Source organism: Azospirillum brasilense, assembly GCF_001315015.1.
Taxonomy (GTDB): domain Bacteria; phylum Pseudomonadota; class Alphaproteobacteria; order Azospirillales; family Azospirillaceae; genus Azospirillum; species Azospirillum brasilense.
In genome coordinates this window covers 1611915-1624134 of sequence record NZ_CP012915.1, presented here as the reverse complement: position 1 = coordinate 1624134, position 12220 = coordinate 1611915, and the positions used below count along the sequence as shown (strand labels likewise).

At 70.1% G+C, this 12220-nt stretch carries 10 protein-coding genes; 9 read left to right on the top strand and 1 reads right to left on the bottom strand.

Features of this window, described 5'->3' with window-relative positions; translation table 11 throughout:
* Positions 1–76: 76 nt before the first annotated feature.
* A complete protein-coding gene (gene hpf / locus AMK58_RS21075) occupies positions 77–673 on the top strand; it encodes a ribosome hibernation-promoting factor, HPF/YfiA family (protein ID WP_014198054.1) in 597 nt (198 codons plus the stop codon).
* A 34-nt stretch (positions 674–707) separates the two neighbouring features.
* Complete coding sequence (ptsN, locus tag AMK58_RS21070; RefSeq protein ID WP_014198055.1) at positions 708–1166, top strand: PTS IIA-like nitrogen regulatory protein PtsN; 459 nt, start codon at positions 708–710, stop codon at positions 1164–1166.
* A gap of 160 nt (positions 1167–1326) precedes the next feature.
* Here the strand turns inward: ptsN and ubiG are convergent, their stop codons facing one another.
* Positions 1327–2088: a bifunctional 2-polyprenyl-6-hydroxyphenol methylase/3-demethylubiquinol 3-O-methyltransferase UbiG gene (gene ubiG / locus AMK58_RS21065; RefSeq protein ID WP_035677973.1), complete on the bottom strand. Its 762-nt coding sequence runs from the start codon at positions 2086–2088 to the stop codon at positions 1327–1329.
* Between the two features lie 156 nt (positions 2089–2244).
* Between ubiG and AMK58_RS21060 the strand changes: the two genes are divergently transcribed.
* The 7 genes from AMK58_RS21060 (at position 2245) to prfA (ending at position 12211) form a co-directional block, all read left to right on the top strand.
* Positions 2245–3480, top strand: coding sequence for an aspartate kinase (locus tag AMK58_RS21060; protein WP_035677976.1), 1236 nt, complete (start codon positions 2245–2247; stop codon positions 3478–3480).
* Between the two features lie 25 nt (positions 3481–3505).
* Complete coding sequence (locus tag AMK58_RS21055) at positions 3506–4627, top strand: NAD(P)H-dependent flavin oxidoreductase (RefSeq protein ID WP_035677978.1); 1122 nt, start codon at positions 3506–3508, stop codon at positions 4625–4627.
* Between the two features lies 1 nt (position 4628).
* Complete coding sequence (ptsP, locus tag AMK58_RS21050) at positions 4629–6929, top strand: phosphoenolpyruvate--protein phosphotransferase (protein ID WP_035677981.1); 2301 nt, start codon at positions 4629–4631, stop codon at positions 6927–6929.
* Between the two features lie 217 nt (positions 6930–7146).
* Positions 7147–8457, top strand: a complete 1311-nt coding sequence (locus AMK58_RS21045; RefSeq protein ID WP_236778256.1) for a helix-turn-helix domain-containing protein — start codon at positions 7147–7149, stop codon at positions 8455–8457.
* 117 nt (positions 8458–8574) lie between these two features.
* On the top strand, positions 8575–9711 hold the full coding sequence (ispG, locus tag AMK58_RS21040; RefSeq protein WP_035678001.1) for a flavodoxin-dependent (E)-4-hydroxy-3-methylbut-2-enyl-diphosphate synthase: 1137 nt from the start codon (positions 8575–8577) through the stop codon (positions 9709–9711).
* Between the two features lie 114 nt (positions 9712–9825).
* Positions 9826–11163, top strand: a complete 1338-nt coding sequence (gene hemA, locus AMK58_RS21035; protein WP_059399377.1) for a glutamyl-tRNA reductase — start codon at positions 9826–9828, stop codon at positions 11161–11163.
* A complete protein-coding gene (prfA, locus tag AMK58_RS21030; RefSeq protein ID WP_059399376.1) occupies positions 11138–12211 on the top strand; it encodes a peptide chain release factor 1 in 1074 nt (357 codons plus the stop codon). The genes hemA and prfA overlap by 26 nt, the downstream gene beginning before the upstream one ends.
* Positions 12212–12220: the final 9 nt, after the last annotated feature.

Genomic DNA, 12220 nt, shown 5'->3' with positions numbered 1-12220 from the left:
ACTATGGTCCCCGTCCGCACGTGGCGGCCTTCCGTCGTCCTATGTCTATCGCGGACCAGATTGGAAACATCCCAAAATGCAACTGACCGTCAAAGGCAAGCAGCTTGACGTTGGCGACGCTCTGCGCACCCACGTCGCGGACAGCCTGAACACCATCGTCGGCAAGTATTTCAACAAGCCGATCGAGGCCAACGTCGTCCTGACGCGCGAAGCGCATCTGTTCAAGGCCGACATTCAGGTCCATGTCGGTCGTGGGATCGTCCTTCAGAGTGCGTCCGACGCCACCGAGCCGTATCCCGCCTTCGACACCGCGTGCGAGAAGCTGGCCAAGCGCCTGCGCCGCTACAAGCGCCGCCTGCGCGACCACCACAGCGTCGAAGCCCCCGCGCAGGAAGCCTTCCCGGCCCGCTACCAGATCCTGGAAGCGGAGAAGGACGAGGCCCATGTGGAGAGCGAAGAGGCCGCTGCCGAAGAGGCGCAGCCCATCGTGATCGCCGAGATGGAAACCAACATCGCGACCCTGGCGGTCAGCGAGGCGGTGATGCGCATGGAACTCGCCGACGCTCCGGCCCTGATGTTCCGCAACGGCGCCCATGGCCGCCTGAACCTGGTCTACCGCCGCGCCGATGGCAACATCGGTTGGGTGGACCCGGCGGAGAAGGCCGGCGCCTGAGTCCGGTTTCCGTTCCAACCACACCCAAAGCGTCATGCTCGATCTCATCACGCCGCACGCCATTCTTCCGAACCTGAAGGCCGGCAGCAAAAAGCAGGCCCTGCAGGACTTGGCGCGCAAGGCGTCCGAGCTGACCGGCCAGCACGAACGGGCGATCTTCGACGTCCTTCTGGAGCGCGAGCGGTTGGGCACAACCGGCGTGGGGCATGGCATCGCCATCCCGCACGGCAAGCTGCCCAACCTCGACCGCGTCCACGGCGTCTTCGCCCGGCTGGAGCGGCCCATCGACTTCGATGCGATCGATGAGCAGCCGGTCGATCTGATTTTCCTGCTGTTGGCTCCGGACCATGCCGGCGCCGACCATCTGAAGGCGTTGGCCCGCGTGTCACGCCTGCTGCGCGACCAGTCCATGTGCGAGAAGCTGCGCGGTTCGGACTCGGCGGACGCGATCTACGCGCTGCTGACCCAGCACGAAGCCAGCCACGCCGCATAAGACGCGTTTCCTGCGAACACAAAAAAACGGGAGAGCCATGGGCTCTCCCGTTTTTTTGTTGTGCGGCTCGCGATGTCATCGCCTCTTCAGCCAGCACCCGCGCCATCACCGGCGACGCGTACGTATGTACGCCCGTACGCGCCGCCGGTGCTCTGTACGTTCAGGCCCGCTCCGCCCAGCCCATGTAATTCACGTCGAGATCACGCGGGTTCAGCCGGAACTCGTCGGACAGCGGGTTGTAGGTGATGCCGGTCAGGTCGCGGATCGCCAGCCCCTCGGCGCGCACGGCGGCGGCCAGTTCGCCGGGGCGCAGGAACTGGCGCCAGTTGTGGGTGCCGCGGGGCAGCCAGCGCAGGATGTACTCCGCCCCGACGATGGCCAGCGCGAAGGATTTCGGCGTGCGGTTCAGCGTCGCCAGGAACAGCGCGCCGCCCGGCGCCGTCAGCGCCGCGCAGGACTTCACGAACAGCGGCACGTCGGCGACATGCTCGATCACCTCCATCGCCAGGACGGCGTCGAAGCGCTCGCCGCTGGCCGCCAGCGCCTCGGCGGTGGTGGCGCGGTAGTCGACGGGGGTGCCGGTTTCCGCGGCGTGGGCGGCGGCGGTGCGGATGTTGCGCTCCGCCGCGTCCACGCCGACCACGGTGGCGCCCATGCGGGCGACGGGCTCCGCCAGCAGGCCGCCGCCGCAGCCGATGTCGACGATGCGCAGGCCCTTCAGCGGCTCCGTCGCCAGCGGGTCGCGGCCGAAGCGGCGGCACAGCGTGTCGCGGATGTAGGCCAGCCGCAGCGGGTTCAGCCGGTGCAGGGGCCGGAACTTGCCGGTGGGGTCCCACCATTCCGCGGCGATGGCCGAAAAGCGGGCGATGTCCTGGGGGTCGACAGTGCCTGCGGTGCCTGCGGTTCCGGCGGTCGCGGTCATGAAAGAAATCCCGTATGCTTGGATTGCGAGAACAATTGCGGGGCGAACTTGCCTCGCTGTGAGCGACAGAGTATGGATACGCCGCCCCGCGCCGGCAACGGTAGAGCGGGGGCGCGGACTGCCGGCTTATGTGCCGGCCCAGACATGGTGTGAGGTATGGCGCGGATCGTCCTCAAGTTCGGCGGCACGTCGGTCGGCGACATCGACCGCATCAAGAACGTGGCCCGAAAGGTCGAGCAGGAAGTCAAGGCGGGGCATCAGGTCGCCGTCGTCGTGTCGGCGATGTCCGGCGTGACCAACCAGCTCGTGAAATACTGCAACGACATCGACAAGCTGCACGACGCGCGCGAGTACGACGCCATCGTCGCTTCGGGCGAGCAGGTGACCTCCGGTCTCCTCGCCATCGCGCTGCAGTCGCTCGGCATCCAGGCGCGGTCCTGGCTCGGCTGGCAGATTCCCATCTACAGCGACGAGACGCACGGCAAGGCGCGCATCGTGTCCATCGACACGGCGGAGCTGGACAAGCGGATGAACACCGGCGAGGTCGCCGTGATCGCCGGTTTCCAGGGCGTGACCGAGAGCGGGCGCATCACCACGCTGGGCCGCGGCGGCTCCGACACCTCGGCGGTCGCCTTGGCGGCGGCGCTGAAGGCCGACCGCTGCGACATCTACACCGATGTGGACGGCGTCTACACCACCGACCCGCGAATCGTCACCAAGGCGCGCAAGCTCTCCAAGATCACCTACGAGGAGATGCTGGAGCTGGCGTCGCAGGGGGCGAAGGTCCTGCAGACCCGCTCGGTCGAGATGGCGATGAACCACCGCGTGCGCGTGCAGGTTCTGTCGAGCTTCGAGGAGGCCGCCGGCAGCGCGCTTCCCGGTACCCTTGTTGTTGACGAGGACGAGATCGTGGAAAAGGAAGTTGTGAGCGGCATCGCCTACAGCCGCGACGAGGCGAAGATCACCCTCATCGGCGTCGCCGACCGTCCGGGCGTGGCGGCCAGCATCTTCGGTCCGCTGACCGACGCCGCCGTCAATGTCGACATGATCGTCCAGAACGTGTCGGAAGACGGCAAGTCCACCGACATGACCTTCACGGTCGGCAAGGCCGACATCGCCCGCGCCGTCAAGGTGCTGGAGGACGCCCAGGCCGAGCTGAACTACAAGCGCATCGTTTCCGACGCCAACGTGGTGAAGGTGTCGGTGATCGGTGTCGGCATGCGCAGCCACGCCGGCGTCGCGCAGCGCATGTTCAAGGCGCTGGCCGACAAGGGCATCAACATCCAGGTCATCTCCACCTCCGAGATCAAGATCTCCGTCCTGATCGCCGAGGAGTATGCGGAGCTGGCGCTGCGCGCGCTGCACACCGCCTACGGGCTGGACGCGGCCTGAGCCGGGTGAAGGGGGAGGGGCGGCGATGACCGACGCCAAGTCCGACGCGGTCGCCGGCGCCCGACTCGATGGGTTGTGGGCGCGCGGCTGCGCCTTCCTCGGCACGCGCACCGCCATCATGGGCGGTGCGATGAGCTGGGTGTCGGAGCGTCACCTCGTCTCCGCCATCTCCAACGCCGGGGGCTTCGGCGTTCTGGCCTGCGGCTCAATGCCGCCGGACCTGCTGGCGGCGGAAATCGCCGCCACGCGGACGCTGACCGCGAAGCCCTTCGGCGTCAACCTCATCAACATGCACCCGGACCTCGATCGTCTGATCGACGTCTGCCGGGAGCTGGCGGTGAGCCATGTGGTGATCGCCGGGGGCTTCCCCAGCGGCGCCACCATCAAGCGGATCAAGGACGGCGGCGCCCGCGCCATGGCTTTCGCCCCGACGCTGGTCAGCGGCCGGCGGATGGTCAAGATCGGCATCGACGCGCTGGTGATCGAGGGCACGGAGGCCGGCGGCCACATCGGCCCCGTCTCCACCACCGTCCTGGCGCAGGAGATCCTGCCCGACCTGCGCGAGGTCCCGGTCTTCGTGGCCGGCGGCATCGGGCGCGGCGAGGCCATCCTGTCCTATCTGGAGCAGGGGGCGGCGGGCGTGCAGATCGGCACCCGCTTCGTCTGCGCCACCGAATCCATCGCGCACCCGCGCTTCAAGCAGGTCTTCATCAAGGCCTCGGCGCGCGACGCCCAGGCGTCGGTGCAGATCGACCCGCGTTTCCCGGTGATCCCGGTGCGGGCGCTGACCAACGCCGGGTCCAAGCGCTTCATGGAGCTTCAACGCGAGGTCATCGCCCGCGTGGACCGCGGCGAGACGACGCGCGACGCCGGCATCCTGGAGATCGAGCATTTCTGGGCCGGCGCGCTGCGCCGCGCGGTGATCGACGGTGACGTGGAGAGCGGGTCGCTGATGGCCGGGCAGAGCGTCGGGCTGGTCACGCGCGAGCAGCCGGTGGCCGAGATCATCGGCGACCTGATCGTCCAGGCCGAAGCGGCGCTGGCCGCGCGCTGGCCATCGTCCTCGGACCGATCGCCCGAAGAAGGCGAGCCGCCGGTCATCGGTCAATCGGCCGCCGGTCAATCGGCGATCCTGGGGGCGGCGTGAGATGAATGGCGTCGTGGGCGACATCCCCGCCGGTTCGCCGGGCTTCGACGGCGCCGCCTCGCGCCGTCTGCTGGCGCGGCTGCGCGACGTCATGGCGGGCTCCGGCTCCGGCCAGGAGCGGCTGGACAAGATCGTCACCCTGATCGGCATGGAGATGGGGGCGGACGTCTGCTCCTGCTACGTCATGCGGGCGGGCGAGGTGCTGGAGCTGTTCTCCACGCTCGGCCTGAACCAGGACGCCGTGCACAACACCCGCCTGCGCGTGGGCGAGGGCATCGTCGGCGACATCGCCGGCCACGCGCGGCCCATCGCGCTGGACAACGCGCCGTCGCACCCCAGCTTCGCCTACCGCCCGGAAACGGGGGAGGACCCGTTCCTGTCGCTGGCCGGCGTGCCGATCCTGCGCGGCGGCAAGGTCCGCGGCGTCCTGGTCATCCAGCACAAGGACCGCCGCCGCTACACCGAGGTCGAGGTCGAGACGCTCCAGACCATCGCCATGGTGGTGGCCGAGCTGGTCGCCCAGGGCGAGCTGGTCAACCCGCAGGAGGTCGCCTCCACCGGCGACCCGGCGCTGCTGCCGGCGCGCCTGTCGGGCACCTCGCTGGCCAGCGGCCTGGCGATGGGGCTTGCGGTGATCCACCGCCCGCAGCTGACCATCCGCCAGATGGTCTCCGAGGACGCCGAGAGCGAGCTGGCGCGGCTGAACGCCGCCATCGCCACCATGCACAGCGCCATCGACGACCTGCTGAACGCGGCGGCGCTGGCGGGCTTGAGCGAACCCAAGGACATCCTGGAAACCTACCGCATGTTCGCGGAGGACCGCGGGTGGCTGTCGCGCATCCGCGAGGCGATCCGCATGGGCCTGACGGCGGAAGGTGCCGTGCAGCAGGTGCAGAACGACACCCGCGCCCGCATGAGCCACCTGACGGACCCCTACATCCGCGAACGTCTGCTCGACCTGGAGGACCTGACCAACCGGCTGCTCCAGCACCTCGCCGGGCGCAAGTCGGAGGCCGACGGCGGCACCCTGCCGGAGGACATCGTCCTGGTCGCGCGGTCGATGGGGCCGGCGGAGCTTCTCGACTACGACCAGCGCCGCCTGCGCGGCGTGATCCTGGAGGAGGGCTCGCCGTCCAGCCACGTCTGCATCGTGGCCCGCGCGCTGAACATCCCGGTGGTGCAGGCGCCCGACGCGCTGAACCGGATCGAGCCGCTGGACCCGGTGATCGTCGACGGCGACCACGGGCAGGCCTTCGTCCGCCCGGCCGAGGACATCCAGATGGCCTTCGCCGAGGCCGTGGCCCTGCGCGCCCGCAAGGAGCAGATGTACGAGGCGATCCGCGCGCTGCCCTCGTTGACGCGGGACGGCGTGCCGATCTCCATCCAGCTCAACTGCGGCCTGCTGATCGACCTGCCGCACCTGAAGGCCAGCGGGGCGGAGGGGATCGGCCTCTACCGCACCGAAATCCCCTTCATGGTGCGCTCGACCTACCCGGACGTCCACGCGCAGACCGACCTCTATTCGCGCATCCTCGACCAGACCGACGACAAGCCGGTGGTCTTCCGCACGCTCGACGTCGGCGGCGACAAGATGCTGCCCTACATCGCGGCCAGCGAAGGCGAGGAGAATCCGGCGCTCGGCTGGCGGGCCATCCGCATCGGGCTGGACCACCCGTCGCTGCTGCGCCAGCAGCTGCGCGCCCTGCTGCGGGCGTCCGCCGGGCGCCCGCTGTCGGTGATGTTCCCGATGATCGCCGAGGTGGCGGAGTTCGACGCCGCCCGCCGCCTGCTCGACCTTGAGATCAACCGGCTGAAGGTTCAGGGCGGCGAGCCGCCCAGCCGCGTGCGCGTCGGCACGATGATCGAGGTGCCGGCGCTGCTCTGGCAATTGCCCGCCCTGCTGCCGCGGGTGGATTTCCTGTCGGTCGGCTCCAACGACCTGACCCAGTACATCTTCGCCAGCGACCGCGGCAACCCGCGCACCTCCGGGCGCTACGACCCGCTGTCGCCGGCCATGCTCAGCCTGCTGCGGCGGCTGGTCGAGGCCTGCGGCGACGCCAACGTCCCGGTCAGCATTTGCGGCGAGATGGCCGGCCGGCCGCTCGACGCCATGGCGCTGATCGGCATCGGATTCCGCACCCTGTCGATGTCCCCGCCCTCGGTCGGGCCGGTGAAGACGATGCTGCGCTCGCTCGACGTGGCGGTGCTGCGCCAATACATGAACGGGCTCTACCTGCGCGGCGACCACAGCCTGCGCGACAAGCTGCGCAGTTTCGCCAAGGACCACGGCGTCATCATCTGAGGCCACGCCCGAACTGGCGCCCAAGGCCGCTTCGTCCACCCTGGAACCACATCCGGTGCCGACGTTCGCCACGGCGGCGTTTTGTTACAGCGGTTCGGGCGAAGGGCGTATACAAGATGGCAGGATCACGGTCATTCCCGGTTGCGCCGACCCCTCGGCTGGCGTACCCATGCCGGGGGTGCGACCATAAGTCATCCGAGGCGACGGTACGGTTGAGATGATGGGCAAGCGCAAGGTTTTCGGCTCCTACGACCCCGCGCAGGACGGCCCGGCGCAGTCCGGCCCCAGCGTGTCCGACACCCTGCGCGAGACGCGCGAGAGCCTCGGCTACGACCTGCGCGAGGTGGCGACGATGCTGCGCATCCGTTACCCCTACCTGCAGGCCATCGAGGCGGGCCGGTTCGAGGACCTGCCGGGCACCACCTACGCCGCCGGCTTCCTGCGCTCCTACGCGGAATGCCTGGGGCTCGACCCGGACACCATCCTCACCCGCTACAAGGACGAGGCGGCGGGCCGCACGCGCAGCCAGCAGCTCTATTTCCCGACCCCGGTGCCGGAAGGCCGCATCCCCGGCGGCACGGTTCTGCTCGGCACGATGGTGCTGGCGGGCATCGTCTATGGCGGCTGGTACTATCTGTCGGCGACCGACCGTTCGATGGTCGATCTGGTCCCGACCCTGCCCGACCGGCTGGTCTCGCTGCTCGACACGCTGCCCTTCAACGCCAGCCAGAATGGTGGCGGGCAAACCGCGTCGGTTCCGGGTCCCGCCGAATCGCCCGCCGCCCCGGCGTCCGTCCCGACCGTGATGGCGGAGGCTCCGCCCGCTCCCGTGTCCGCTCCGCCCGCGGCCGGTGGCGCGTCCACGGCGGTGCCCGCCCCTTCGGCACCAACTCCGGCCGTTCCGACCCCGACCGTCCAGGCGCCGACCGCACAGGCTCCGGCGGCTCCAGCGAAGCCCGCCCCGGCCCCTGCGGCGGTGGTCGCCCAGCCGGCGCCGGCCGCGCCCGCCAAGCCAACCGCTCCCACGGCGGCTCCCGCTCCGGCCGCCGCGCCGTCGGCCGCCCCTTCGGCCATGGTGAACGTCCCGCCGCCCCCGGCGGAAGACGACGAGTCCGAGGGGGCCGCGCAGGAACCGACTCCGCTCACGTCCGCCGCCCCGACCATCGCCAGCCTGCCGCCCGCCGCCCCGGCCGCGCCTCCGCCCGCCGCCGATGGGGCGCTGCCCTCGAAGGTCTACGGCACGCAGAACGCGGCCTCGCGCATCCAGCTCCGCGCCACGCAGGACAGCTGGATTCAGGTGCGCGACAACAGCGGCGAGATCATCTTCACCCGCGTGCTGAAGCCGGGCGACGTCTACCGCGTTCCCGACCGCTCGGGCATCCGCGTCCGCACCGGCAACGCCGGCGGGCTCATCGTCGTCACCGACGGGGTGGACGGCGCGCCGATGGGGGCGGTCGGGCAGGTGCTGCGCGACGTGTCGCTGGACCAGCACGCCCCGACCCTGCGCGGCGCCGCTCCTGCCCATTAGGACGGGTCATCCACGGCTTTTTCCCTTGAATCCGGCGCGGCGGACCGCACTTCAGGCGTGACGCCGGCTGCGCTATAAGACGCGCCGGACCCGATTCATGCCCCGAGGCCACAGCCCATGAGCAGCGTGCGCGCCTACCGCCAGATCCTTCGCCGCAAGTCCCGCCAGATCCGGGTGGGCAACGTGCTCGTCGGCGGCGACGCGCCGATCTCGGTTCAGACGATGACCAACACGCCGACCGCCGACGTGGCGGCCACGGTGGCGCAGATCCAGGCGGCGGAGCGGGTGGGCGCCGACATCGTGCGCGTCTCCTGCCCCGACCAGGAATCGGCGCTGGCGCTGAAGCAGATCGTGCCGCAGGTCTCGGTGCCGATCGTCGCGGACATCCATTTCCACTACAAGCGCGCCATCGAGGCGGCGCAGAGCGGGGCGGCCTGTCTGCGCATCAACCCCGGCAACATCGGCTCGGCGGAGCGGGTGCGTGAGGTCGTGAAGGCGGCCAAGGACTACGGCTGCTCCATGCGCATCGGCGTCAACGCCGGCTCGCTGGAGCAGGACCTGCTGGAGAAGTACGGCGAGCCCTGCCCGGAGGCGCTGGTCGAGAGCGCCCTTAACCACGCCAGGATCCTGGAGGACCATGACTTCACCGAGTTCAAGATCTCGGTGAAGGCGTCCGACGTGTTCCTCGCCGTCGCCGCCTACCAGGGGCTGGCCGAGGCCTGCGACTACCCGCTGCACATCGGCATCACCGAGGCCGGCGGCCTGCGCGCCGGGACGGTGAAATCGTCCATCGGGCTCGGCATGCTGCTGTGGTCGGGCATTGGCGACACCATCCGCGTGTCTCTGTCGGCCGAGCCGGCCGAGGAGGTCCAGGTCGGCTATGAGATGCTGAAGTCGCTGGGCCTGCGGCGGCGCGGCGTCACGGTCATTTCCTGCCCGAGCTGCGCGCGGCAGAACTTCAACGTCATCAAGACGGTGGAGACGCTGGAGGCGCGGCTGGCCCACATCACCACGCCGCTGACCCTGTCGGTCATCGGCTGCGTGGTCAACGGCCCCGGCGAGGCGCGGGAGACCGACATCGGCCTGACCGGCGGCGGCAACAACACCCACCAAGTCTATCTGTCCGGCGTCACCGATCACCGGCTGAAGGACCAGAACATCGTTGACCACCTCGTCGGGCTGGTCGAGAAGAAGGCCGCCGAGATCGAGGCCGCCAAGGCGGCGGAAAAGGCGGCGGAAAAGGCCGCCGAGTGACGGAGCGGCGCGGGCGGACAATTTGAACTAGGGACGCTCCGTGCCATCCGTGCTTAAATCCGCGGCAACCGTACCATCCTTGTCGGCCGTGCCGCGGCCTGGGCCAGAGTCAGAGTGACCGCTTCCTACTTCGTCATCGGCGCCAGCCACCGGTCCTGCTCCGGCGCGATCCGCGACCGTCTGACGACGGAGGAGGCGGAGGTGCCGGCGATGCTGGAGCGGCTGAGCGCCGCCGGCATCGCCCAGGCGATGTGGCTCAGCACCTGCGACCGGGTCGAGGTCCAGGCGGTGCACGAGCGTCCGAACGAGGCGGCGCTGGCCATCGCCGGGATCATGGCGGAGCGGGTGGGTCTGATCGAGACCGACCTTGCCGGGCAGCTCTACACCCTGACCGGCCCGGCGGCGGTGCGCCACGTCTTCGCCGTCGCCTGCTCGCTCGACAGCCAGATCGTCGGTGAACCGCACATCCTGGGGCAGGTCAAGGCCGCCCACCGCCACGCCGCCGCCGCCGGCCTGTCCGGGCCGGAACTGGAGGGGCTTCTCCAGGCCGCCTATGGCGCCGCCAAGCGGGTGCGCCGCGAGACGCCGATCGCCGAGGGCGCCACCTCGCTGGTCGCCGCGGCGGTCCAGGTGGCGCGCGACCTGCACGGCGACCTGAGGCGCTGCACCGGCCTGCTGATGGGGCTGGGCGACATGGGCGCCCTGGTGCTGGAGGGGCTGCGCGAGGCGGGACTGGGCCGGCTGATCGTCGCCGCCCCGGTGGACCGCCGGGCCGAAGCGGCGGCGCGGCGGATGGACAGCCACTTCGCGCCCTGGGCCGATCTCGATTCGGCGCTGACCAGCGCGGATATCGTGGTGACCGCGGCGGGTCTGGGGCGCTATATCCTTTCCGCGCCGCAGTTGGGGGCGGCGTTGAAGCGCCGCCGCCGGCGACCGGTGTTCGTGGTGGACGCGGCGATCCCCGCCGACGTCGATCCGGACGTCGCCGGGCTGGACGAGGCCTTCGTCTACGACCTCGCCGATCTGGAGCGCGTGGCGCTGCAGGGACGGGTGGGGCGCGAGGCGGCGACCCAGGCGGCCTGGACCATCGTGGACGACGCCCTGGCGGCCTTCGCCCGCCACCGGGCCGAGCGCGCCGCGGTGCCCGCCGTGGCGGCGCTGCGGACGCATTTCGAGACGGAGCGGCGGCGCCTGCTGGACGAACAGCGGGGGCTGGACGCGGCGTCGGCGACTCGGCTGCTGGTCAACCGGCTGCTGCACGGTCCGTCGGAGGCGCTGCGCGCCATGGCGGCGGACCCGGACGGGGCCGGGATGGCGGAGCGGGCGGCGGCGGAACGGCTGCTGTTCCGGTTGTTCCGGCTGGCCGAGGACGAGCCTGCCGGCACCGGATTAAGCGCCGGAGGCGATTTGGATAAGGACGAGCGACGTGAGCCTGGACGAGAAGTTCAATAGGGTCGTGGCCCGCCATGACGAGCTGCGGGACGCGATGGCGGCGGGGACGGTGGACCCGGCGGACTTCGCCCGGCTGTCGAAGGAATACGCCGACCTGACCCCGGTGGCCGAGGCTATCGCGGAGCTGAAGAAGGCCAAGGCGGAGGCCGCCGACCTCGCCGGCATGATCGCCGACCCGGCGGGCGACGCCGACATGAAGGCGCTGGCCGAGGAGGAGTTCGCCGATCTCACCCGCCGCATCCCCGCCCTGGAGCGCCGGGTGCAGATTTCCCTGCTGCCCAAGGACGAGGCGGACGAGAAGAACGCCATCCTGGAGGTGCGCGCCGGCACCGGCGGCGACGAGGCGGCCCTGTTCGCCGCCGAGCTGTTCGAGATGTACCGCCGCTACGCCGGGCTCCAGGGCTGGCGCTTCGAGACGATGGAGGTCAGCGAGACCGGCATCGGCGGCTACAAGGAGGCCATCGCCAACATCACCGGCCGCAATGTCTTCGCCCGGCTGAAGTTCGAATCGGGCGTCCACCGCGTGCAGCGCGTCCCGGCGACCGAGACGCAGGGGCGCATCCACACCTCCGCGGCGACCGTCGCGGTTCTGCCCGAGGCGGAGGAGGTGGACATCCACATCGACGAGAAGGACCTGCGCATCGACGTGTTCCGCTCCAGCGGTCCCGGCGGCCAGTCGGTGAACACGACGGACAGCGCGGTGCGCATCACCCACCTGCCGACCGGCCTCGTCGTCAGCCAGCAGGACGAGAAGAGCCAGCACAAAAACAAGGCCAAGGCCCTGAAGGTGCTGCGCGCCCGCCTCTACGAGCGGGAGCGCGCCGAGAAGGACAAGGTCCGCGCCGCCGACCGCAAGAGCCAGGTGGGCTCCGGCGACCGCTCGGAGCGCATCCGCACCTACAACTTCCCGCAAGGGCGGGTGACCGACCACCGCATCAACCTGACGCTCTACAAGATCGAGAAGGTGATGGCGGGGGAGGCGCTGGATGAACTGATCGACGCGCTGACGGCGGAAGACGAGGCGGCGCGGCTGTCGGAACTGCAATAGGGCGGTTTC